The organism is Bifidobacterium sp. (genome assembly GCF_022647885.1).
In the GTDB taxonomy this organism is placed as follows: Bacteria; Actinomycetota; Actinomycetes; order Actinomycetales; family Bifidobacteriaceae; genus Bombiscardovia.
Genome location: NZ_JALCLM010000001.1, coordinates 886786 through 911760 on the forward strand (window position 1 = coordinate 886786; position 24975 = coordinate 911760).

Sequence of the window (24975 nt, forward strand, 5' to 3'; positions counted from 1 at the left end):
GCTTTTGCCTGTGTCTCAGAGCATTCTAGGCTCGCCATGGTGCTTTCAGTAGCGCAAGTGTATTGATTCCGCGCTGCTGCCTGAGCAGAGTGCGGCGATTAGTTGTTGCGAGCTGCGCCTATGTCACACCAGTACCCGGTGCTCCGTGCCCACAGCGCTCCGTGCCCACAGTGCCCCGTGCTCAGTGCCCCATACCCCGCGGCACAGGCTAGCCACAGACAAGGCTATTGTCGAATGTCGAGTGCTTGCAAAGCTTGGCGAAGTGAATCAACCTCGATGAGTTCCATGTGAGGTATATGAATAGCAGCGTTCCCATGCTGTGACGCAGTTCGTCTCGGTTTTGGAATCACAGCTTTGGTGAATCCCAGTCGTGCAGCTTCCCGCAGACGATGTTCGAGTCGTGGCGCAGGTCGTACCTGACCGGTTAGCGAAATTTCTCCAATAGCACAGGTGTCGCGAGGAATCGTAGTGTTTACCGCTGCGCTAGCGAGGGCAGCTGCAATAGCAAGATCGCATGCGGGTTCCTTGGCAACCCCGCCCGCAATGGTAGAAACATAGAGGTCATTAGCGAGTACAGGAATGTGACCGTGTCGGTATAACACCGCAACCAACATTGCCAGTCGGTTGGAATCAATACCGTTAACTGCACGACGAGGTGTTGGTAACACGGAATTGGTCACTAATGCTTGGATTTCAATGGGTAGACTGCGATGCCCGTCAAGCGTGAAGGTTACGCATGTGCCTTCCACAGGCAGGTCATCAGAAGAGAGGAACAAGCCTGCAGGATCGGTGACTTCTTCGATACCTTCGCCGCTCATGTCGAAACATCCAACCTCATCAGTTGGCCCGAATCGGTTCTTAACTGCTCTGAGCATCCTCAACGCGGTTTGGGGGTCTCCTTCGAATTGGCACACCACATCAACGAGATGTTCTAGTGTGCGCGGACCGGCAATGGAACCGTCCTTTGTGACGTGGCCGACGAGGAGGATAGGAATATCATGCGTTTTAGCCATATCAATAAGAGCAGAAGCAACTTCACGAACTTGCGTGGATCCGCCAGGTATGCCATCAATATCTTGCGATGATATGGTTTGCGCAGAATCCACAATGACTAGGCGCGGATGTTCCTGCTCAATCAAAGCAAGAACCGTTGCCAGATCAGTCGTCGAAGCCAGAAGTAACTCATCGCTAACGGCATTCACTCGCGATGCACGCATACGTATTTGTGACTGTGATTCTTCGCCTGAGATGTAGAGCACATTGCCCTGGTGCTCTTTAGATATGGACCCAGCGCTTTCCAATAGTAACGTTGATTTGCCAATACCAGGTTCACCCGCGACCAGCACCACGGAGCCTGGAATAATACCTCCGCCAAGCACGCGATCGAACTCTTCGAATCCCGTGCGAATACGAGTGATATGTTCGGAGTCGACCTGAGTAATTGGTGTCGCTGCGCTCACATTTCCTACAGCTGCTTGAGTCTTGGTGCGACCGCTTCCCGATGCTGAGTTATACGCATTGGGACGAGCCTCATGGAATTCCTCAATGGTGCCCCATTCTCCACATTGAGGGCAGCGTCCGAACCATTTGGCACCGTTCCAACCACATTCGGTGCAAACATATTGTGTGCTGCTTTTTGCCATACCAGCACGCTATAGCTGTTAAGGGACAAAGGCCATTGGTGACGATTACTGTTGGTGCATATCGGTAGGTCATTTCAGGTACGTGATTGTGGTTGAAGGTGTGTAGTAACGCCTGTTGTTATGCAGAGCGTCTGCTGGCTGTGAGACAATCACAGCATGGCGCAAACTCAATCCACAAGCTCCCACCGCAGACTTGTTGCAGTTGTCTCAGCAATGGCTGTGGTGATTATTTTGGTATTACTCAGTGCATTTGTATGGCCGCGTTGGGCGGTTAAATCCTCTGTCGAGGCCAATTCAACACCTTCTCAGAGCCAAACTTCAAAGGCAGCGACTCCAACTGTTTCAGCAGCTGCTCTGCCTACAGATGCCTCTAATCTTCTGAAAACCATGCCGGACTCTGTCTCAACGTTCGCACGCACCAAAGCAGATGCGGCGACTGATTGGAGCTCAGCTAACCCGATTGAAGAATATACCGTCGTGTATTCCACAGGGGATAGTGCTAAAGATGTCACCCTTAAAGTGGCTCAGTGGTCAACTGCAGATGATGCAAAGAAGCAGTATGATGCGCTCGCAGCAACTCTTACTGGTGAAGAACTCGGCTCTGGAAATGTTAAGGTCTCAGGAAGCACCACAGGGACATATGTTGTGAAAACAGATACTGCTGATGCCAAAAAGGCCACGGCACTCTGGCAGAACAGCACTGTTGTATTGCAGGCATCTGGCGAGAAGAGCGCCGTCCAGCAGTTCTATAAGCAGTTCCCTCTGTAATCGTCGCCTCAGCAGTGTACTATTGGGCAAGTTGCAATCTTTCAAGTAAGGAACGGAGGCTCGGATGGGTTCGGTCATCAAGAAGCGCCGCAAGCGTATGAGTAAGAAGAAGCATCGTAAAATGCTGCGTAAGACTCGTCACCAGCGCAAGTAGAGTTATTGCTCTTATACACATGAATCCCGACTGCTATATCTCATTGCAGTCGGGATTCACGCGTTTATGGGCTCAAATTGGCAAATCTGAGACCATAAATCCGTTTGTGTAGGGATCCGAAAGTATAACGAGCTTTTGTCGGATGCGAAAATGGCAGAATTCCGCGCTTCTTATGTCTCGCTCTGAGTCTGATACATCCGGTCTTCCCAAAAATCCCTACACAAACGTAGAGGTATGCGTAATTTGCTGGTGAAACTACACAAAAGGCATGTGTGAGGCGAAATTGAATCGTCTCACGCATGCCTTATTGCACACTTATATCAATTCGTCTGGAATATAAGACTCGTACCTAGCAGCTAATACACTTCTTGACGAATTCAGACAGACAATTCTTCACTTATTAGAGTTAGTCAGCACGCGAGGGCCATTGGGGTCACCGACGATGACGGTATTTACCATATTCAAGAAGAGTCCATGCTCAACCACACCTACAGTGGTGATGAGATCCTGAGCAAGTTCTTCGGGATGATCGATTCGCTCCAAATGTAGATCAACCACGAAATTCTTCTCATCAGTACGCACTGGCTGACCTTCAGCATCAAGGCGTAGGACTGGTTTATATCCCTTCGATTCGAAGAGATTAACTACATGCCCTGCTCCGAAGGGGATAACCTCTACTGGTAGAGGGAATGCACCGATGGTATCTACAACTTTGGACTCATCAACAATCCATACGATTTTGGATGAATTAGTGGCAACGATTTTCTCCCACAACAGCGCTGCGCCGCCACCTTTGATGCCGTTAAAGTCTTTATCGACTTCGTCTGCACCATCTACGGTGACATCAATATGGTCGACTTCATCAATATCAACAATCTTGATACCGTAGCTTTCGGCTTGTTCTTTGGTTCGCACCGAAGTGGTCACACCAGTGAATTCCAAGCCCTCTTCTTTGACTCTGCGGCCTAGTTCATCAACGAAAAAGCGCACAGTTGATCCTGTGCCTAGACCGGCAATCATTCCAGGCTCAATCAGCTTCGCGGCTTCAATGCCTGCTGCCTTTTTCAAAGCGTCTTGTTGTGCTTTGTCCATAATCATTCTCCTTGGCCGTGATGATTGCTATTGTCAGCTGCCTTGCACTGACTGATAGACATAACAATAGTCACCATCGCTATTCTGTGCACTGTCCAACAACACGAACATGATTCTCGTTCTCGTCCCTTGCACACTGACATTCTTCCACTTAAACTCATACCGAGTGGTATTCAGGCGTTTTGCTGTTCGCCAGCGCTGAACCAGTCCATCGTAAAAATAGAGCCGTTCACATCGACGTATCCCTCAGCATCTATGGCAGCATCAATGTGTAAAGTTCCACACACGCGTAGTGGCACGCCGCTATAACGTTTGCTGGAGGACGGGGGAGGAGAAAGACGAATTGTTCCCGATGCCTGTAACTGAGGTTTACGGCGAGTGCTCGATGGCTCGGATGGATCTTTTAACGAGGTTTCCGCATGAGGCGTTGGTGTCGTTTGCTGCTTACCTTGTGATACTTCGGGCGTCTGCGAATCAAGTGTTTCATGCGATGACGATGACTCTTGGAGTGCTGGTGCTGAGCTGGTCTGAGTACTCGATGAATCACTCAACGAAGAGTCGGAGTCTGAGTCTGAAGCTGAGTCTGAAGCTGAGCTTGAGCTCGAATCTGAATATTGCTCATCCAATTCATATGAGGGAAGTGTCTTCTTGCCTGCAAGAGCAAGCTTCACATCTTCAGGGATATCAGTGCCCTCGGCGTAAGGGGATTCCAACAAAGACTGCCAACCTTCAAGAGGCAGATAGCCTTCTTTACGCCCCTCGCCGATATGAGTGGCATAACCATGCGCCAGATCATCAACCTTCTCGTTGAACTCATTGCCAGCATGGCCTTTAACCCACTTGAATTTCACCGAAGCAGGACGGGCAGAAAGTTCAGCGTCAATAGCTTTAATCAGTGGCGCATTCTTCACACTCTGCTTCTTGGCGTTTTTCCAGCCGTTCTTTTTCCATCCATGCACCCATTTAGTAGAGCAATTAATAGCATATTGTGAATCGCTCTCGATAATGAGATCCTGAGAGCCACGGTGTGCACGAAGGGCCTGTAACACGGCGCAAAGTTCACCAATCTGATTGGTGCCGTTACTAGCGCCACCAGCGTCATGACGACCACCTTGGTGATCGACCCAGCCCCAACCCATTGGTCCGTTTGGATTCCCTAGTGCGCTTCCGTCTGTGGAGACCACTAAGGGGGAATCCAAACGGACCTGCCGCGACCCGTTGGGGTCGCTCACCTCTCCTAGGGAAAGACTGGTGGTCTTCCCCTTTGACGGTTCGGCATTTGGATTCCCTAGTGCGCTTCCGTCTGTGGAGACCACTAAGGGGGAATCCAAACGGACCGGTCCTGACCCGTTGACGTTTTCTACTGCGTCCGTATTAGTGCGCACAACGGGTGCTCCCATTCTTCAAACTCCTCATCGATGTCGTCACGCTACGTTTCTTAAAAAAGTTTCTCAAAAACAGTGTCCTCGAACAGTGTTCTCAAGCCGTGTTCTCAAAAATCGCGTCTTCAAAAAATATATCCTCAGCAAGTGTACGCACAAAAAACTGTACATATAAGGGCATGAACCCTCACCGAACGAGCGCTGCTGCTGAGTCTCCTTGGGTATGCGAAAGGGCTCGCCTTGAGCATTTCCAAACTTTTCGAAGCCAGTATTACTAGCTTCGAGCATGCACAAGACAAGCCCTTTGAGATTTACGCCGCAGCGAAATCAGTCTTCGAGCGCTTTATCTACAACCTGTGTCGCCTCTTCTAGCACGGTGTCAAGTGCCTCTGGGGAGGTGAATGACTCGGCATATACCTTGTAGATGTTTTCAGTACCGGAAGGACGCGCTGCGAACCAGTTATCTTTAGTAGTGACCTTCAATCCGCCAATTTTGGCATGATTTCCTGGTGCCTCAGTGAGCTTTGCAGTGATTTCCTCGCCAGCGAGTGTAGATGCTTCGACATCATCGCCAGATAGTTTCGAGAACTTTTGCTTCTGCTCGAGTGTGGTAGGTGTATCGACGCGCTTATACCAGCTCTCACCAAAACGGTCTACCTGATCCTGATGGAGCTGAGCAGGATTCTTACCAGTCTTTGCAGTTATTTCTGCTGCGAGAAGGTCGGGAATCAGACCGTCCTTATCAGTGGTCCACACATGACCGTCCCTACGAAGGAAGCTCATACCAGAGCTTTCTTCTCCACCAAAGGCGACTTCTCCGCTGAAGAGTGGATCAACAAACCACTTAAAACCAACTGGTACTTCTACAAGCTTTGCACCAATTGAAGCGGCAACACGATCGATCAAAGAGCTGGAAACAAGGGTCTTACCGATGCCAGCACCTTCCGGCCACCCAGGACGATTACCTGAGAAGAGATACTCAACGCAGACAGCGATGTAATGGTTTGGATTCATCACGCCTGTTCCAGGGCAAACAATGCCGTGGCGGTCAGCATCAGGATCAGTGCCACCCACCAGATCATATTTATCCCACGCGCCAGCATTCAGGCGATCAACTAGGCCCTTCATAGCATATGGAGAGCTTGGATCAATACGAATCTTGCCATCGTGGTCAATAGTCATGAAGCGCCATGTTGGATCGGTGTCGGGGTTAATCACACCAATATTCAGGCCATACTTCTCATTCATTAATGACCAATAGTGAACGCTGGCACCGCCAAGAGGATCAATTCCCAGACGCACGCCAGAAGAACGGATGAGGTCGAAGTCAATGACGTTGGCTAGATCAGACACATAGTGCTCGCGGTAGTCAAAACGCTCCACAAGGTCTGTTGTTACGGCCTGCTCAAAAGGAATTCTCTTCACAGACTTGTAGTTGTCGAGCAATTCGTTGGCGCGAGTTGCTATGGCATTCGTAGTCTCTTCAGGGGCTGGTCCTCCTGTTGGCGGATCGTACTTGAAGCCACCATCGGTTGGAGGATTGTGTGAAGGGGTAACCACGATGCCGTCGGCGAGATCAGCACCTGAGAACCGCTGGGTGCCGTCGGCTGCTCGGTTGTGTGTCAGAATTGCTTGCGAAATCGTTGGGGTAGGTGTGAAATCGTCATTCGCGTCGATGCGCACGCGCACGCCGTTAGCTACCAGCACCTCAACTGCAGTCTTCCAGGCGGGCAAGCTGAGAGCATGGGTATCGCGGCCGATATATAGAGGACCAGTGATGCCTGCGGCCTTACGGTGCTCGGCAATCGCTTGTGAGATGGCTACGATGTGAGCCTCGTTGAACGAAGTCTTGAGGCTGGAACCTCGGTGACCGGACGTGCCGAAAATCACACGTTGGGCGGCAACCGCGGAGTCGGGGGCGACATCGTAATATTTACCGATGACGTCATCGACGTTAATCAGATCTTCCGGGGTGGCGGGCATTCCCGCGTTATTAGCAACCATGACACATATAATGCCACAGTTAAAAGACAACAAAAAAACACGCAAGTGCACGAAACTTCACAAATTGACACATCTCCGTCTTTAGCCGTTCTGCTCTCACTGTATTGCGACTACAAAGAAATGAAACCCAATACTGCGGTGTGCGACACGCTGAAAACTTCTGTTTGAGCGTGCTCGATACACAGTTCTATGGCTTGGTGGCTTGGTGGCTTGGTGGCTTGGTGGCTTGGTGGCTTGGTGGCTTGGTGGAGGTGGATGGGAAATCTGCGGCCTACTGGCTTACGGGCCAGTTAAGTGCTAGAAATCTCACTGCGAGCTTTTCTCTGGCACACGCACACAAAGCGCGCGCGGCTCGATGCTGATAGCTATATCTCTAGTTTCGCCGATGATGTCTCCATCAACTTGAGCTAAACAAGGTTTTTCGAGGCGTAAGTGTGCCTTTGGTCCTTGCATCTGCTCGATGGTCGAATTGGTAGATAGTGGACTTTGCTTAGCTTTACCTGTAATGGTCTGATGGACTACATCGCCAAATAAATTCGCCCAACCAATAAGGCCACCAGAAGTATCAATGATTTCAAAATCGAGCATGCCGTCATCAAAAGAAGCTTCAGGCATGAGCGAGAAACCTGGTATTTCGCCACAATTGCCCGCCATAAAGGTCCTAAATGCCAGCTCAGATACTTCGTGAGTTTTGCCTTGACTGTCGGTGAGGCTTAAAGATCCTTTGAATTTTGGAGCAAATAGATGCTTAACACCGCTCACAAAATAAGCGAGCCAGCTGATATTTTTCTTTAGCGTGGGATCGGTGTCGTCAATCATCAACGCATCGAAACCGATGCCTGCAATAATGAGGAAACCGTGCTTATGCTCTGGCTCATCCGAATCCAGCAACGCAACTCTGCCCATATCAACCTGGCGCGAGCCGTGGGATGTGGCGACACCAAGTGCAGCATCGACATCATCAACAGGGATGCCGACATTGCGAGCGAAAAGATTACCCGTTCCAATTGGAATAATTCCTAGAGCATGATCAGTCCCAGCAAGGGCACTAGCGACAGTGCGTACTGTGCCGTCGCCGCCCACAGCAACAATAACTTCAGCATGTTGCTCAAGCGCCTCTTTAGCGCAGGCAGTACCATCTTTTTCTATCGTGGTTTCGATGAATTGGATGTCATTAATGCCTTTGTGAGTGCAAAACTCGCTAATGTGATTGCGGAGTTCTTGAGCGCGTGGCTTCGAGGGATTAATAATAAAGGCGTACTTCACCTGATCCTTGTTTCTACTTAAAACGTGCAAAGTACGTTCCTTTCGCCTTTGGTAGCGCAGCAATAGCACAATCCCAGCCAACACAATAATCACCATAAGACTCACACTGAGGGCTACTATCGCTGAAGTTGGCATAATAACTATTGTGATATCGCATCTCACTGTGCAGTCAGTAACACAGTAAATTTGAACCAATCCTGCACGATTTGCCGAAAAGATTCCGAGTTATGTTCGGAATTCATCGAATGTGTTGAGAAGAATGGTGATATTGATATTCTGTGCACCCATTTACGGGATATTTTTGAAGGAACAGGCCCTGTATTGAAGCAATTTTGGCGGTGTCGATGTGCAGATTCCAGTTGTGTAGGGATTTTATGGCTAAGGGCAAGTATCCAATTATGGCAAAGACTGAAATACCGCCATTTCTTGTTACTTGATTTAGGACTCTTCTGATAAATCCCTACACAAACGACACTCAACCTGATATACGGGTTGAGGGAGGTCAAATTTAAGGCTACATTTCGTGAATTGCTACGTTATGTGCTGCTTTGGGTGGGATCTTCTGGCATATTCTTCGCAGAAGTCGTTGACAAGTTGCCTATGTCAACGTGATTACACATTAGGGAATCGCTGGCGGGGGGATGAGTGCTCAATTTCATGGTGGGCGCTCTCTGGGCTTTGTTGAACGCGACGCGTTGAGCGAGTGCGTTCGAGTATCGCGCAATCGCTGGTGCGATTGCCTTCGCAACCTTTGTGGTTGCTTACTTCACCTATCTACAGTCCACTGGACTGTAGATTTACGGTTCAGCGACAGTAAGCACACTGTGCTTGGGTTGTGGAGAAGCTATTAGCTTCCGTTGCTTAGCGAGTGCGTTCGAGTATCGCGCACAGCGACAGTAAGCACACAGTGCTTACTGTCTCCTAAGAGCATTAGGCTGGGGGCATGCTTGATATCCAATTCATTCGTGATCATACTGACGTTGTTAAGGAATCGCAGCGCAAACGCGGCGAGTCCGTTGAGCTGGTTGATGAGGTGCTCAATTCTGACTCAGCACGCCGTGACGCACTAAAAGACTACGAAACCACACGCGCGCAGCAGAAGGCCATTGGCAAGAAGGTCGCAGCTGCTCCAGCTGATGAGAAAGCCGCCTTAATAGCGGAAACAAAGGAACTTGCCCAAAAAGTTGGCGAATACAAATCTGCAGCTGACTCAGCTTCTCAGACTTTCACTACTGCAATGTGGAAACTCAGTAATATCGTCGAGGATGTTGCCCCCGAAGGTGGCGAAGACGATTATGTGGTGGTGAAGAAGGTTGGCACGCCTCGTGACTTCGCTAGCGAAGGTTTTGAGCCGAAGAACCATCTTGACTTAGGCGTCGGAGTCGCAGGAATCGATATGCGACGTGGCGTGAAGGTATCTGGATCACGTTTCTACTTCCTTCGTGGAGCAATCGCTCGCATGGAAATAGCCATGCTTACCATGGCCATTGATCAGGCAGAGACCAAGGGATTCATTACCACCATCACACCGACACTCGTGCGCCCCGAGGTTATGGCAGGAACAGGTTTCCTGAACTCGCACGCCGACGAAATCTACCGTTTGCGCGAACCTGATGAACAATATCTAGTGGGTACTTCTGAAGTTGCACTCGCAGGTATGCATGAGAATGAAATTCTTGACTTAGGCAAAGGTCCTTTACGGTACTGCGGATGGTCGAGCTGCTATCGACGCGAAGCCGGTGCTGCTGGTAAAGATACCGTGGGCATTATTCGTGTGCATCAGTTCAACAAGGTTGAGATGTTTGTGTATTGCCGCCAGGAAGATTCGCTTGATCAGCATCAACAATTGCTCGCTATGGAGCAAGAAATGTTGGCTAAGGTTGAGGTTCCTTACCGCATCATCGATACTGCAGCAGGTGATTTAGGATCGTCAGCAGCGCGCAAATTCGATTGCGAAGCGTGGGTGCCAACCCAGGAGCGTTATCGTGAGCTTACGTCCACTTCGAACTGCACAGAGTATCAGGCCAGGAGGCTTAACATTCGTGAACGACTTGAAGAAGGCGGCACACGTCCGGTGGCAACTCTCAACGGTACTTTGGCAACCACTCGCTGGCTGGTATCGATTCTAGAAAATCATCAGCAGCAAGACGGCTCAATTGTGATTCCTGAGGCCATGCGACCATATATGGGCGGACGCGAGGTTATTGAGCCCACTGCTTGGGAAGCATAATTGTAATCAAGGTCGATTAGCGGATCGGTCACATGACTTGATTTGCGCTGCATGATCCGTACTAGCTGACCCATGGCAGATGGCTCGCGACGTGCGGTGTTTGCCAAAATTCGGCAAACGGGTTTATGATGAAACTCGTGCCCGAGAGCAGTTGTGCTATTCGGGCGCAATGGACGGGTGTCTGAGCGGTCTAAAGAGACGGTCTTGAAAACCGTTGAGCGAAAGCTCCGCGAGTTCGAATCTCGCCCCGTCCGCATCTAAGGGTTTTGAACTTCGGTTCAAAACCCTTTTTCCGTGACCACACGTTCTGCTTGTGGTACTTGTGGTCATTCTATAGAAGCATGTGGGTAGTGCCTTTCACCGCTGCAGCTCTTCTGCGTGGCCTGGAATCCTTCCAATGCTGCTCTTCTACTGGTAGCTGTGTGGATGGTTCCATGGGGGCCGTGCGCGCTTTGCCAAACGGTACGATTCCGCCACATCTAGGACTGTGATATAGAACACAGCACGTCTTGCATAGCTCACAGCTAACATTCTGTTATTTCCAATCCTGGCGTAATACGATGCCCTCAACGGTCGAAAACGTTGATACGCATGGGGCGCACGACAAATCGATCACATCGGAGTCCTACATGGAGGTAGCTGACAATGTCTGCAACAATTAATGCTGGCGATGCGGTACTTAAGGTCATTGAAGAATGGGGAGTTCCGCGAATTTACGGATTGCCTGGTGGTTCTTTTGACTCAATGATGAATGCTCTGTACAACGAGCAAAAGAACATCGATTTCATTCAGGTTCGTCATGAGGAAGCGGGCGCAATTGCTGCCGCAGCTGAAGCAAAGCTCACTGGCCGTATTGGTGTCTGCTTCGGCTCATCAGGCCCAGGAGCTGTGCATCTGCTCAATGGTCTGTACGATGCTCGTGAAGACCGCGTCCCAGTGCTCGCTCTTGTTGGTCAGGTGCCCCAGGCATTCATGAATATGGACTTCTTCCAAGCTATGGACGAAGAGCCAATCTTTGAAGATGTCGCTGTGTTTAACCGCACTGCAACTAATGCCGAAGGTCTTCCTGCGCTTATCGACGAGGCTATACGACAAGCCTATAAACATAACGGGGTATCAGTCATTACTATCCCAAAGGATTTGGCCTGGACTCCGATTGACTGGCAGCCAGTTGCATCTGCGAAGAATTTCCGCAAGCCGCTTCCACTGCAACCTCATCATGACCTTATCGAACAGGCTGTGGAGTTGATTGCTACTGCAAAAGCGCCGTTGCTGTATTTCGGCAAGGGAGCTAGCACAGCTCACGACGAGCTTGTCGAGATGTCCGAGAAATTCAAGATGCCGATGATTTCCACACATCCAAGCAAAGGTGTTGTGGAAGATACACACCCTGCATTCCTTGGTTCTTCAGGCAGAGTTGCAACCAAACCAGCCAGTGAAGCCAGCTACAACGCAGATGTGATTGTCTGGGTTGGTAATGACAATCCCTTTGCTTCTAAACTCGTTGGTCCGCAGGCGCGAATTATTCAGATTGACAATGATTCTGAGAAGCTCGGCAAGCGTTTGCAAGACCGCATGGCCGTGGCGATTCTGGCTGATGCCAAACTGACTTTGCGTGAAATGATTGATGCAGGTGAGGAACTGCCCGGAACGGCCTTCTACCGCGCATGCCTGGCCAACAAGCGCAATTGGGAAGATTGGATTGCGTCCTTCAATAATGATGACCGTGTGCCACTTCGCCCTGAACCGATTTTCGACATCATTAATAAGCAGAGCGATCCAGATGACATTTTCATGATTGATGTTGGCAATGTGAACATCAATTTCGCTCGACTTTCGCACTTAGTGCCGAGCAATAAATGGGCAACATCCGGTAAGCACGCAACAATGGGGTTTGCTGTCCCTGCGGCGCTCGCTGCTAAACTCGAATATCCTGATTCGACGGTTTACAGCCTGAGCGGAGACGGCGGCTTTGCCATGCTTTCCGAAGAGATACTCGCGCAGGTGAAATACAGCACTCCGGTGATTAACGTCGTATTTTCTAATCAGACATTAGGCTTCATCGAAGCAGAGCAGCGTGACGACTCGCATCAGCCACTATCAGGTGTTGACCTCATCGACACTGATTGGGCCAAGGTTGCAGAAGGTTATGGAGCACTTGGCTTCACAGTACGTACCAGAGAAGAGGCTAAGGCCGCGTTCGCCGCGGCTAAAGCTGCTGACAGGCCTTCTGTTATCGATGTGAAGCTCACCGGTGAGATGCCCTTCACTACGATGTATATGCATCTGTCGGAGCATGACGATCCAGAAGCAGTTCGCGAGTTCAAAGAGCATTATGAAGCGCAGCCTCTGAAGGCTCTTGACTATTGGCTGGAGCAGGAGCAAGACTGAATCCACAACCACGACCTGTATGTGAGGGCGTGACCCAACAGGCCCGGCTGAATGCGGCGGACGGTATTCGACGTTCAACGCATTGTGCCCGGGCCTGTTCTGCTGCAACACGCCATAGAGTGTCGACGCCTCTGATGCGACGGTCAATGATGCCGATGGTCGGGTCTTCCCTGTGCGGTCGCCGGGGAGAGGCCGTGCCGCAGGAAGTCCACGATTTGTTCGGTGGCGAGGTCCAGATTCAGGGGCTGGGCGGCAGCTTCGTCGTCGTCGCCCAGCAGCACCACTGGCAGGGCGTGACTGATGATGGCGGCGGCCGTGTATCTGACGATTTGGCGCACCGGCCACTTCACCAGTTGACCCTCACGTTGATAGTGGGAGAAGATTACGGTAAACCGTGCCTCGACTCCTTCGACGGCTTGGGAAACCTTGTCGAGCAAAGCCGTGGCTTCATGCTGATTGTTGAATATCCCAGCGAACAGGATGCGGACGAGCTTCCTGTTCGTGACGACCAGCTCGAGACGGTCGCGCACCACGAAGCTCAGATAATCGCCGAAATCGGGAAGATGCTGGGCGCTTACCGTTTCGGAAAAGTCCATTGCCAGTCGCGGGATGATTTCATCGATGAAGGGTTCGATGAGCGCTTCGAGGATATCGTGCTTGGTGGCGAATCGCTTGTATACGGTGCCTTGGGAAACCTGCGCCAATTCCGCGATTTCCTGCGTGGTGGTCCGGTCAAAACCTTGCCGGGAGAACAGTGTCAGGCTGGCCTGCAACACGGCCTTCTGCTTCGTTGAGAGGTCAGAGGAATCCAGTGCCTGCGCGAACAGATCCTCCACCGTATTGCTCTTGCCCATATGTTCTCCCGTTGACGCCACGTTCCTGATAGATGCTCCGCGGTGCCTGTTGTCGCAGCGTTGTAGCCGCAGACGTTCAGACCCGACGGTATTTGCGCATGACCACAAGGTTCAATCCCAGGAACACTAGAATAAATGCTAGGAGCACACCAAGATTTGGTGCAATCTGCGTCAGACTGGCACCTTTCACCACGACGTCGCTCATGCCGCGTGAGCCCCAGTACAAGGGCATCGCGTGGGCGACCACTTGCAGCCATTCTGGCATCGAATCCACCGGGATAATTCCGGAGAAGAATATCTGCGGGATGACGATGATGGGGATGAACTGCATCATCTGGAATTCCGTTGCCGCAAAGGAGGATACCAGTAGGCCGAGGGTGAGTGCTGCACCCGCAATCATGAGGTTCAGCAGCACCACATTCCACAGACTCCCGAGTATCTGCGTCTTGAACACCACGAGGGTGTAGCCGATCACAACGGCTGTCTGCACGATGGCCACGATGCCGTAGCCCACAAGGTAGCCGAAGATGATCTCGCGCTTGCGAATCGGTGTGGCGAGCAGTCGATTCAGTGTGCCGGTTGTGCGTTCGTGCAGCAAGCCTATGCCTGAGATAAGGAACACGAAGAAGAAGATGACGAATCCCATCATGATTGGCACCAGAGTGTCGAAGAATGTGGAATCCTCGCTGCCGTACAGGTACTTCACGGTGACCGATGATGGTGCAGCCCCTGCACTCTGCTGGCTTGAAGGTGCTTGGGCATCCGTGCCTGCCGAGGACTGCGCTTGACCTGCCGAGGTGCCTGAACTTGCCGCTCGGATGGCTTGCAGTTGCGCGCTCAGCTCCGCGACGGTGCTTTGAAGCTGTTTGAGCGCTGCTGCTTGCGAGGCGATGGTGGCCGAGGCGGCCTTGGCGGAGAGCTCGGTCTGTGCGGTTTTGAGGCTTTGCAGAATCAAGCCGCTTTGCGATTGGTCGGCTCCGGCTAGCGTCAGTGTCAGGGAATCGTCACTCTGGCTGAGGAAACCGGCATAGTCGTTGTCGCGTATGATATTTCGGGCGTGTGCCTCGGTGTTGTCGTCCGCTGCGGTACCGCTGACCTCGTGGATATGCAGACCATCAATCTTCATGGCGGACACGAGTTCGGCATCGACCGATTGCACGGCGATATCGGCGTTGATGTTGGTGGCTCCTTGGAACAGGAAATACATCAGCGTCAGAATCAGCAGGGGAGCGGCGAACATCAACGCCAATGTCCGTCTGTCTCGCAGAAGCTCCGTCAGTACTCTTCTAATCATTGCTAAGGTGCGCATCCTGTTCCTTCCCTGCACGAACGAAGGCATCTTCGATGCTCGTCACTTGGTAGTGTTGTTTGACTGTGTCGGGAGAACCCTTGGCAATTACCTCGCCTTGGCGAATCATCAGCAGAGTGTCAGCCTCTGCAGCATCAGCCATCACGTGTGTGGTCAGAATGATAGTTCTGCCTTGTTCGGCGATTCGGTGAAGTTCACTCCACACTTCTCTTCGTAACTCGGGATCGATGCCGACTGTGGGCTCGTCGAGGATAAGCACGGGGGGATTGCTGATAAGGGCGATCGCCATTGACAATCGTCTTTTCATACCTCCCGAGTAATTTGCGACCCGACGCTTCAAAGAGTTTTCTAGATGTACTATTCGTGCTGCTTGCATTGCGTAGTCGGCAAATTGATGTTTGTTCACTTGCTGTAAAGAAGCAAAGAATTTGAGATTTTCGAGTCCACTGAGATTGGTGTACAAGGCATCATTTTGCGCCATAAAGCCTATGTTGCCAAGCTCTGTTCGATTTGGCATGGATACGCCAAGCACGCGTACTGACCCAGTTTTTGCAGGCATCATGCCCATAATGGTGCTGATTAAGGTTGTCTTACCTGATCCACTCGGGCCTATGAGGGCCAGTATTTCACCTTTATGAACCTTGAAATCGATATCTTGCAGAACTATGGTTTTCCCATATCCCTGTGTTAAGTGAGACACTTCAATAGCAACAGACTCAGGGCTGTCGTTATTGTTGGTATGTTCCATCTCTACCTCCCACTTCTTGCTTTTCGCGATGCTGGTTGATGCGTAGCAACCGACCTCTATCAATTGATGCTCGTTTGTATCTGTCATGGTGTGTGAGTTGTCGTCAGTGCATTTCACTGATATGAACTGACAAAGAGCATGGCGCCTACAATCAATAAATGAGTGACAACTCACTCATTATTAGCATTGTTGAAAATATATAGCAAATCGTGCAGCACAAGGAGCTATCAGCCCGTGCTTTGCCTAGTAAGCGAAGTTGAGAGCCTAGGGATGTTGTGGCTGCTGTTGAGGTAATTGTGGCAATTGCCACATGTAGCTGAAACACAGAGATACCCTCGAATACATCTCTATCTCAAGAAAATCTGCATACCACTGAGGCGAGCGCGAATGTTACCGCTCGATTTCGGATAGTCGTTTTTCCAAGGCGATCTTTAGTGGGCATGTAAATGGTTCACCAACCGCTGATTTCTAAAGCTGTTTGTTCGTTAATACTGCGGCTTTAGCATTCAAACAATCTTGCTCACATTGCCCATGCGGGGCTCAAGTGATGGTGAGATGTCTAGTTGGGAACAGACTTGCCACAAGGGAAATGAGAGATCATTCATGAACATACATAACAATCCAATGGTGATGAAAACAATGACGGTGCTGAGCGCTGTGGCATTACTGGGATCAATGGCTGCGTGCGGTTCCTCATCGTCACAAGTCGACAGCAAGTCAGCGGCAGCCACCAGCGCAAAGGATTTCGGCGGGATGGAAAGTTTGGTCAAAGCTGCGAAGTCTGAGGGACAGTTGACTCTGATTGCTTGCCCTGATGACTGGGCAAACTGGGGAAGTATTATCAAAGGTTTCACAACCAAATATGGCATCAAAGTTAATTCAACAAATCCCAATGCTTCAAGTGCTGAAGAGATCAAAGCTGCTAAGAATCTTAAGGGTCAGAAGAATGCTCCTGATGTTTTCGATTTGGGTGCAACAGTCGCCACCACGAGTACGTCATACTATGCGCCATACAAAGTATCATCTTGGGAGAAGATTCCAGATACAAATAAAGAGAAAACCGGCTTGTACGTCAATGACTATACGGGAGTCATTTCCATTGGATATGACTCAAGCAAAGTTCCTAAGCCCAGTTCACTTGATGATTTGTTAGGCTCCGCTTACAAGGGAAAAGTAGCCATCAATGGTAATCCAACTCAGGCCGGTGCAGCATTCGCTGCTGTTGGATGGGCGAATCTGCAACAGGGTGGCACTATGGACGACTATTCAAAAGGTATTGACTTCTTTCAACAGCTAAACAAGGCCGGAAACTTTCTAGCGGTCGATGCAACTTCCGCAACTATCGCATCGGGTGAGACTCCTGTAGTTATTGACTGGAACTATCTCAATGTTGCGGCAGCACAGCAAAACGCGAATTTCAAAACCATTGTGCTTCCAAACAAAGCGTATGGCTCGTACTACAACCAAGCGATCAACAAGGATGCTCCTCATCCTGCAGCAGCAAGACTATGGGAAGAATATGTATATTCTGCTGAAGTACAGAATCAGTTCCTCAAATCAGGCGCATTACCCGTCATGGCAAAAAGTATGACTGAGGAGAAAACTATTGACTCAGCTGCATTGAAGAAGGCAGGTGGATTGCCAGAAGATATCAATTTGGCTACGAACGCGCAGACCGATGCCGCCAATGCCTTGTTGGCAAAGGAATGGTCGAAGATTACCTCTTGATCTCAGTCAAGGATTCAACTTATGGCTCAAATTAGGAGGATTCAATGACTGACAAAGGCAATACCACACTGAAATTGTTACCCTTTGTGGTTTACGTTGTTCTACTGTTTGTGCTGCCAGCAGCTTTGGTAGTGAGTAGTGCATTTCAGGCGGATTCAGGAGGTTTCACCTTAGAGAACTTCTCGATATTTTCACAGCCTGGCGTGACGGATGCCTTTTGGAATTCGGTGTGGCTTTCAGCGCTAACAGCCGTACTAGGGGCACTATTCGGCGCAGTAGTGTGTTTCGCTTTGCTTGGGTGCAAAGATTCGGGCATTATTCATCGCCTGGTAGACGCAGCATCTAGTACTCTCTCGCAATTCGGAGGGGTAATGCTTGCTTTCGCCTTCATAGCTACTCTTGGGAACCAAGGCTTGCTGACTCTGTTAATTAAGGCTTTGTTGCACATAGATATCTATAGTCGTCAAATGTGGTTGTATACCACGATGGGGCTGATTCTCCCGTATTTGTTTTTCCAAATTCCGCTGATGATTATCACCTTTTATCCTGCAATCTCGAGGCTACCGAGAAATCTTGCAGAAGCGGTTGCGATGTTGGGAGGAAACAGTTGGACTTACTGGAGAAGGGTGGGAATGCCAGTAATGTTTCCATCCTTTATGGGCGGTTTTCTGTTGTTATTTGCCAATGCTTTTTCAGCGTACGCAACAGCGGCAGCCCTTATCAGCCAAGGTTCCCAAATAGCGCCACTACAGGTTAGAGCAGCGTTGGTCAGTGAGACTGGTCTTGGGAGTCAAGGCGCAGCAGGAGCGCTGGCCCTAGGCATGCTCGGGATCATGGTCCTCGTAGTACTGGTGTATGCACTGGTGGAAAGGAAGGCTTCATCATGGCTCGCGTAGCTCCAAAGCACTCGCAGATATGGAAACCTTACGATCGACCGAGCACGACTGCGCGCAGGATGATACTGATTATCTTCCTGATATTTTTAGCGTTGCCTCTGACCGGTATGGTGTATTTCACTTTCAGATCAGCTACTGGAGGCTTTACTTTCGACCATTGGGCTGAGTTGTTTTCGGCGGGGGAATCATCCTCATGGGACTTACTCGCCACCGGTGTTATTAACTCTGTGATTCTGGTCATCGTCACAATCGCTATTGAATATGTGATTGTGATACCAGCGCTGATCGTTATACACGTCAAACTGCCAAGAATTCATCGCGCTATGCGTGTACTGATGCTGTTGCCGATTGCCATTCCGGCTATCATTCTTGTTGTTGGTTTTGCACCCATCTTCGCTGTGGTGGCAGACTACGTCAGTTCGGATTCATGGACGTTAGCACTGGCTTATGGAGTGATTGCACTGCCTTTTGTGTATACCACGATTGATGCAGATCTTAATGGTTTGAATGCTTCAACTATCACTGAAGCCGCTCAATCTCTTGGTGCAAATTGGTGGACGATACTTACAGGGCTTATCGTGCCGTGTCTAAGAAAAAGCATCATATCCGCGACACTAATAACCACAGCAATAGTGCTTGGTGAGTTCACCATAGCGTCATTGTTGAATCGAGACACTCTGCAAACTGAGCTCATCACCATCTCTCAAAGCGATGTGTATTTATCGGTCATCATTACACTCATCGTGCTGGTGCTGACTTTTATTGCATTGTTCCTAGTGAGTGGGTTTGGGCGTAAGAAAGACCATCAGTAATGAAAGGCGATCATGCCGCCACCATCATGATGATTCATGATGCTCACAGTTTGGTACATATGGCAGTAATCACGGGAAGCAAGTTATGGAGGCATAACTTGAGGAACAATCTCGTATGCACAGCTTTGGTGTATGCGAATACAACAGTCATGATGGGAAGAGTGGAGTAATGATTCCAACAGCACATACCACCTCTACAAATACCTCAGGCGGAGACACCGTAGAGTTTGCAGACGTTACCAAGTCTTATGGAGACAAGGAGGTGCTTCACTCTTTCAACCTTGATATCGCAGCGGGAGAGATGATCAGCTTGCTAGGACCTTCTGGCTGTGGCAAGTCGACAGCGCTGCGTTGCCTGTCTGGGTTCGAAAGTATTACGACCGGTAGCATTCGCATTGGTGGACAAGACGTAATTGCCGTCCCCCCGCAACGTCGTGGAATAGGTATGGTTTTTCAGCAGTATTCTCTATTTCCGAATCTCAATGTGTTACAAAATGTCGCCTTCGGCCTTAAAATCAAAGGTCTGAATCGTGAGGACCGGTATAGCAAAGCCAGAGATATGTTGAAGTTGGTTGGCCTGGAAGATTACGAGGCAGCGTATTCGACGAAGCTCTCGGGAGGTCAGCAACAACGTGTGGCGCTCGCGCGCGCCATAGTGATGGATCCACAAGTGTTGTTACTTGATGAGCCTTTGAGCGCATTGGATGCCAAGATTCGAGTCCAACTGCGCGATGAGATCCGTGCTTTGCAACAGCGTTTAGGAATTACCGCAATTTTTGTTACTCATGATCAGGAAGAAGCTCTTGCTGTCTCTGATCGAATAGCAGTCATGCATAACGGTAACATTGAGCAAATAGGCACTCCAAAAGAGTTGTACAGTTCACCAACAACCGCATTTGTAGCTGATTTTGTCGGACAATCCAATGGATTGGAGAGCACGATACTAGCGGATGGGCAGTCTGTGGAACTGTGTGGAATACGAATTCCAGTTATAGGGCATTATGCACCCCATACACTGGTGCGGGTGTACCTTCGCCCTGAGAATGTGATGTTAAGAGCAGATGAGAACGGTGACTTTTCAGTCGTAAACACCAGTTTCCTTGGGTCCATTGAGCGTACCGGTGTGACAGGCCACGGCATTGAGATGGTTGCTCAGCATAATCCAAGCACACAGTACCGCATTGGTGATCGTGTCGCTGTTGATATTCGCCCAGACCCGATGGTTGCTGAAGAAATCAAGATTCCTTGGGTCGAGAATACTGTTGCGGATATCCTTGCAACGGCAACAGAGCAACAAGCTGAGAAGGGTGATGAACAGTGAGCATGAATAGCCAGCTTCGTTTCCGCAAGGATGGTACATTTCGTGTGCTGCAATTGGCTGATGTTCAGGACGGCCCGGAAGTCAGCCAGGATGCTATAGACCTCATCGAAGCGGCGATAGAAGAATCTGATCCTGATTTGGTGGTGTTAACCGGAGACCAGATACGTGGGTACGACCCTGCATATCTGGCAACCTTTCGTTCACGACATGACAGTGTATCTGGTGAGGATATTCCGCTTGGTATTCGTTTAGAAAGTGTAATCAATGGTGGGTGTGACGGTTCTAAGTCTGTCCCAGATCCCGAACGCGCACTAGAAGATTCTCGTCGTAAGGTGCTCTCCACATTTCAGCAGTTTTTAGCGCCGATAGTTTCGCGTGGAATCCCATTTGCTGCGACCTATGGGAATCATGATTTTCAATGCGGTGTCAGTATTGATGAGCAAGATGACATGTATCGATCTTTCACAGGCTGCTTGAATCCTGTGTCTCAATCTGGCGATGGTCACCACAACAATGAAGATCCTTTGGTGTGCGAAACAGGTACGTTCTGCCTACCGATTTCTTCTAGCACAGGTTCCCAAATCGCCATGGGATTAATGATGGTCAATTCGGGTGACTTTGCGCCTCAAGGAGGATACGGATCTCCAAGTGCACAAGCGATTGAATGGTTGAGCAACGTTGAAGAGGCGATCAGTGCACAGAGCGACACAGACTCAGTCCCATCGCTAGTATTTCAACACATTCCTGTACCGGAATATTATCGCTGCCTCAACAAAGTTTCGCCCTTTACGTGGCATGCTGTCGAAGGCTACAGGGCATTTTCTGATGCTTGTTACACGCTAAATCAAGAAGTTTGTAGGCCAGGCGGAATTCTGGGTGAAGGTCCATGCTGTTCCGAAGAGAATGTGGGGGAGTTCCAACAGTTGCAAGACACATCTGGATACTTTGCGATGTTCTCTGGGCATGATCATAAAAATGCATTTATTGGCAACATTGATGGTATCGATTTAGGATACGCTCCGACTTGCGGATTCTGTTCTTATGGTCCCAAAGCCTCTGATAGAGCCTTGCGGTTGCTTGTATTCAGTGAAGATGACCCTGCTGGGTATGACAGCAGACTGTTAACCTACGGTAATTTAGTGGCGCGCCGCCCACGACATCCTCTCAGAGTGCTGGTTGGTGAGTACATGGTTTCAGGTATGCCCAGCCTCAGAGATATGTTACGTAATCCGAAAATAGCTGTTGGAGTATTAGTTGTTGCGATGTCAGCGCTCAAGGTGTGGTGCAGAGCATGGAGTCATAAACGCTTGCCGCATCGGACTAGCTATAAGTCATAACCTGCAAGGTACAGCAATGCGCTTTCGAATATCCTTAATACTTCGATCTGTGGTGCTGAAATAAACCATTAATATAGCGCCCTATCTTCGTTACTACTCCGTAACAGTGCAACCGTGATTCATGTGTAATGCTCTGCAAGAATTCACATCAAGGACGGCGAAGCAACATACGCGAGTGCTTATGCGTTGAATCGCATACTCGTGATATTGCCGCCATGTTGATTTTTTCCAGACAGAATCGGGGTTCGCGATGTCAGAAGTTTTGCGTGTAATTGATGAACCGGCGCAATCCGTCAGTCTCAATGCATTCAACAATCTGAAAAAAGGTGATCCTGCGCCGTATTGGTTGTTTCGCGGTATTTGTGCTTGCTGGGGGCTTGATGGTGCCAGAACAAGTCTTGATTTGATTACCGTTTCAGAAAATGCGACTTTTGTGTTGCGCATAGATGGAAATGATGAGGGTGTGGTGAGAGTTTCCCAGCCAGGATATGTTGGCGGTCCAGAAGCTGTCGCTTCAGAAATTCTTTGGCTTAACGCGTTGCATGATGTTGATGGTGTGAACCTTATCAATCCAGTTCCAACCATACGCGGCACTTTTGTGGGTACAGTTCGCGACGGCAACGGCGTGGGTTGGACAGTCATCTCCACCAAATTCGTCACCGGTACTGTGCTGGAAGATATGGAGAATCCTGCACCGTACTACACCACAATTGGTGCGTGGGCGGCGAAATTCCATCAGCATTCGCGCTCATGGAATAAGCCGATGGGGTTCAAACGCTTCAACTGGGATATTTCCGATATGGTAGGTCCCTCGCCGCGATGGGGCCGGTGGGAAAACGCCAAACTTAACAATGAAGAGCGCGCTGTGTGTGAGCAGGCCTTGTGGAAAGCCATGGATGTGGTGATGAAAACGCCACGTACACAGCAGACGTGGGGCCTTATCCATGCTGACTTACGCCCCTCAAACATCATCCGAGATGATGATGGCACGCTAACCATCATTGACTTCGATGATGCGGGGTATAGCTGGTATCTCTACGATTACGCTTCATCTCTCAGTTTTATCGAACATATGCCATATGCGCCTGAGCTCGCCAAAGCTTGGGTTAAAGGCTATGAGCAGATTGCTGGAACATTTAGCGATAACCAACTCGATGTCATGTCGGCGCTCTCGATGATTCGCCGACTGCAAATGCTTGGTTGGACTACTAACCATCGCGAAGACGCATTACCTGCTGAACTCGCGAGTACTCAGGCCAGCGGTTCCGTGATTTGTGCTCAGCGATATTTGCAGGATTCACGATGGCTGCTCAAATAACAACACCCGGTGATCTGAGGAATAACAAGGTATTTCCTTAGCGCTATATGCGATACCACATTGATCTACGAAAACTGCACACTCCACGGGAACGTGAACCAGCTGCGAAAGTCAGCAAGAACAGTCAGCGGTGAATACGGATAATGAGAGAAGGTTCCGGACATGTCAACAACAGTGACTCAAGACACTAGAAAAGGTCTGGGTGGTGTCACATATGTGGCCACAGACGAAGAATATTTCAACAAAAGGCAGTTGAAACGCACCACAGGTGCATTCGGCCTGTGGGCAATTGGTATTTCAGCAGTTATTTCAGGAGATTTTTCTGGCTGGAACGGAGGTATCGCGCAGGCAGGTTGGGGCGGCATGCTCATAGCAGCGCTCGTGGTATACACCATGTATGTGCTGATGCTCAACGCGATTAGCGAGATGGCCTCTGCGATGCCTCATACAGGTGGTGCGTATTCTTTCGCACGTGCTGCAATGGGACCTTGGGGTGGTTTCTTCACTGGTCTAGCTGAAACTATCGAGTACGTGATGACCGCAGCAGTGGTGGTGTACTTCTCGTCAGCATATGCTGATGCGATTGTTGCTGATCTCACTGGTTATTCGTTGGACGCTCACGGATTGATGTGGGTTTGGTGGCTCGCCTTATATGTCATTTTTGTCGCTATTAATTGGGCAGGCGCTGAAACCTCGTTCAAATTTGCCCAGATTGTCTCCATCGCCGCTCTCGCTATCGTGGCCATTTTCGGTATTGGTGCTTTTATCGCTGGCAAGGTTGACTTCAGTAGTTTGTTGAACATCACACCTGAAGCAGGTGGCACGTCATTCCTACCCTTCGGCATCGGCGCAGTATTCTATGCAATGCCCTTTGCGATGTGGCTCTTCCTAGGTATCGAACAGCTCCCCTTAGCAGCCGAAGAAGTGCGTGAACCCGAGCGCAATATCCCCAAATCATCGCGCTTATGCATCTTTACACTCGGACTATCAGCATTAATCATCGTATTCCTCAACCCTGCCGTAGTAGGTTCGAAAGCGCTCGCTGCATCTGATGAACCGTTGCTTGACGGATATCGTGCAATCCTACCTGGCAATATTGCCGCAGTGCTGTCAGCCTTTGCACTTATTGGTCTTCTGGCATCGGTGCAGGGCATCATGTTTGCATATGGTCGCAACCTGTATTCGCTCTCGCGCGCAGGCTACTACCCAGCATTCCTATCACTGACCGGCAAGAAGAAGACACCGTATTGGGGACTCATTGTCGGAGCAGTCTTTGGCTTTGCAGCACTTTTCATCGTTGCTTACGGTGGTAAAGGTGCAGGTTCAGTGGTGTTGAATATCGCGGTATGGGGTGCTGTGCTGGCTTACCTGCTTCAGATGATTTCTTTTGTCATATTGCGTAAGCGGATGCCTGATATTAAGCGCCCATTTGTGAGTAAGTTTGGTGTCCCTGGGGCTGTGATTGCAGGTTTAGTGTCCTTAGTGATTTTCATTGCTGTGCTGCTGAATCCTGATTATCGTCTCGCAGTGTATGTAATGGTCGTTATCTACGTAATTGCACTGATATTCTTTGCAGCATACGGACGAAAGCATTTGGTGTTGTCTCCGGAAGAAGAATTTGCCGCCTCAGGAGGCACAGCAATTTATAAAACTGAGGAATAAGTCAGATAGTTCTGTACTTGCAGAGCACAGTGGCAGCTCTGCAAGTACAGACAGGCAACA

General features: G+C 49.8%; 20 protein-coding genes and 1 tRNA gene. 13 read left to right on the forward strand and 8 right to left on the reverse strand.

Features of this window, described 5'->3' with window-relative positions; translation table 11 throughout:
• Positions 1-224: 224 nt before the first annotated feature.
• On the reverse strand, positions 225-1643 hold the full coding sequence (gene radA, locus LKI20_RS03850) for a DNA repair protein RadA (protein ID WP_291770122.1): 1419 nt from the start codon (positions 1641-1643) through the stop codon (positions 225-227).
• Positions 1644-1799: 156 nt separating this feature from the next.
• Between radA and LKI20_RS03855 the strand changes: the two genes are divergently transcribed.
• Together LKI20_RS03855 and LKI20_RS03860 are read left to right on the forward strand one after the other, a co-directional pair.
• Positions 1800-2411 (forward strand): hypothetical protein, encoded by a 612-nt coding sequence (locus LKI20_RS03855; protein ID WP_291770125.1) that lies wholly within the window; start codon positions 1800-1802, stop codon positions 2409-2411.
• Positions 2412-2475: 64 nt separating this feature from the next.
• On the forward strand, positions 2476-2565 hold the full coding sequence (locus LKI20_RS03860) for a 30S ribosomal protein bS22 (protein WP_003817716.1): 90 nt from the start codon (positions 2476-2478) through the stop codon (positions 2563-2565).
• A 393-nt stretch (positions 2566-2958) separates the two neighbouring features.
• Here LKI20_RS03860 and rpiA read toward each other — a convergent pair whose 3' ends face one another.
• The 4 genes from rpiA to LKI20_RS03880 form a co-directional block, all read right to left on the reverse strand.
• The gene (gene rpiA, locus LKI20_RS03865; RefSeq protein WP_291770128.1) at positions 2959-3657 is read right to left on the reverse strand and encodes a ribose-5-phosphate isomerase RpiA; all 699 of its coding nucleotides are present in this window, start codon (positions 3655-3657) and stop codon (positions 2959-2961) included.
• Positions 3658-3830: 173 nt separating this feature from the next.
• Positions 3831-4796 carry a ribonuclease H family protein gene (locus LKI20_RS03870; protein ID WP_434734933.1) on the reverse strand — a complete coding sequence of 322 codons (966 nt, stop codon included), beginning with the start codon at positions 4794-4796 and terminating at the stop codon, positions 3831-3833.
• Between the two features lie 570 nt (positions 4797-5366).
• Positions 5367-7043: a phosphoglucomutase (alpha-D-glucose-1,6-bisphosphate-dependent) gene (pgm, locus tag LKI20_RS03875; protein ID WP_291770133.1), complete on the reverse strand. Its 1677-nt coding sequence runs from the start codon at positions 7041-7043 to the stop codon at positions 5367-5369.
• A 306-nt stretch (positions 7044-7349) separates the two neighbouring features.
• Complete coding sequence (locus LKI20_RS03880) at positions 7350-8444, reverse strand: diacylglycerol/lipid kinase family protein (RefSeq protein ID WP_291770136.1); 1095 nt, start codon at positions 8442-8444, stop codon at positions 7350-7352.
• 808 nt (positions 8445-9252) lie between these two features.
• Between LKI20_RS03880 and serS the strand changes: the two genes are divergently transcribed.
• From serS to spxB, 3 genes are all read left to right on the forward strand, one after another.
• Entirely contained in the window at positions 9253-10539 is a 1287-nt protein-coding gene (serS, locus tag LKI20_RS03885; RefSeq protein ID WP_291770139.1) for a serine--tRNA ligase, read from the forward strand.
• Positions 10540-10710: 171 nt separating this feature from the next.
• Positions 10711-10793 (forward strand) — tRNA-Ser (locus LKI20_RS03890).
• Between the two features lie 391 nt (positions 10794-11184).
• Positions 11185-12930 carry a pyruvate oxidase gene (spxB, locus tag LKI20_RS03895; protein WP_291770143.1) on the forward strand — a complete coding sequence of 582 codons (1746 nt, stop codon included), beginning with the start codon at positions 11185-11187 and terminating at the stop codon, positions 12928-12930.
• A 143-nt stretch (positions 12931-13073) separates the two neighbouring features.
• Here the strand turns inward: spxB and LKI20_RS03900 are convergent, their stop codons facing one another.
• The 3 genes from LKI20_RS03900 to LKI20_RS03910 all read right to left on the reverse strand — a co-directional run bounded on the left by LKI20_RS03900 (position 13074) and on the right by LKI20_RS03910 (position 15841).
• The gene (locus LKI20_RS03900; RefSeq protein ID WP_291770146.1) at positions 13074-13784 is read right to left on the reverse strand and encodes a TetR/AcrR family transcriptional regulator; all 711 of its coding nucleotides are present in this window, start codon (positions 13782-13784) and stop codon (positions 13074-13076) included.
• 76 nt (positions 13785-13860) lie between these two features.
• Complete coding sequence (locus tag LKI20_RS03905) at positions 13861-15093, reverse strand: ABC transporter permease (RefSeq protein WP_291770149.1); 1233 nt, start codon at positions 15091-15093, stop codon at positions 13861-13863.
• Positions 15071-15841, reverse strand: a complete 771-nt coding sequence (locus LKI20_RS03910; RefSeq protein ID WP_291770152.1) for an ABC transporter ATP-binding protein — start codon at positions 15839-15841, stop codon at positions 15071-15073. Before LKI20_RS03910 ends, LKI20_RS03905 begins: the two co-directional genes overlap by 23 nt.
• A 603-nt stretch (positions 15842-16444) precedes the next feature.
• On the opposite strand from LKI20_RS03910, the gene LKI20_RS03915 reads away from it, so the two are divergent.
• From LKI20_RS03915 to LKI20_RS03950, 8 genes are all read left to right on the forward strand, one after another.
• Positions 16445-17569 carry an ABC transporter substrate-binding protein gene (locus tag LKI20_RS03915; protein WP_291770154.1) on the forward strand — a complete coding sequence of 375 codons (1125 nt, stop codon included), beginning with the start codon at positions 16445-16447 and terminating at the stop codon, positions 17567-17569.
• Positions 17570-17613: 44 nt separating this feature from the next.
• Complete coding sequence (locus tag LKI20_RS03920) at positions 17614-18465, forward strand: ABC transporter permease (RefSeq protein ID WP_291770157.1); 852 nt, start codon at positions 17614-17616, stop codon at positions 18463-18465.
• Positions 18453-19277 (forward strand): ABC transporter permease, encoded by an 825-nt coding sequence (locus LKI20_RS03925; protein WP_291770160.1) that lies wholly within the window; start codon positions 18453-18455, stop codon positions 19275-19277. Before LKI20_RS03920 ends, LKI20_RS03925 begins: the two co-directional genes overlap by 13 nt.
• On the forward strand, positions 19277-19447 hold the full coding sequence (locus tag LKI20_RS03930) for a hypothetical protein (RefSeq protein WP_291770162.1): 171 nt from the start codon (positions 19277-19279) through the stop codon (positions 19445-19447). Before LKI20_RS03925 ends, LKI20_RS03930 begins: the two co-directional genes overlap by 1 nt.
• Entirely contained in the window at positions 19447-20598 is a 1152-nt protein-coding gene (locus LKI20_RS03935) for an ABC transporter ATP-binding protein (protein WP_291770165.1), read from the forward strand. Before LKI20_RS03930 ends, LKI20_RS03935 begins: the two co-directional genes overlap by 1 nt.
• A 2-nt stretch (positions 20599-20600) precedes the next feature.
• Positions 20601-21935: a metallophosphoesterase family protein gene (locus tag LKI20_RS03940; protein WP_291773342.1), complete on the forward strand. Its 1335-nt coding sequence runs from the start codon at positions 20601-20603 to the stop codon at positions 21933-21935.
• 250 nt (positions 21936-22185) lie between these two features.
• Positions 22186-23253, forward strand: a complete 1068-nt coding sequence (locus LKI20_RS03945; RefSeq protein ID WP_291770168.1) for a phosphotransferase enzyme family protein — start codon at positions 22186-22188, stop codon at positions 23251-23253.
• Between the two features lie 162 nt (positions 23254-23415).
• Complete coding sequence (locus LKI20_RS03950; RefSeq protein WP_291770171.1) at positions 23416-24915, forward strand: amino acid permease; 1500 nt, start codon at positions 23416-23418, stop codon at positions 24913-24915.
• Positions 24916-24975: the final 60 nt, after the last annotated feature.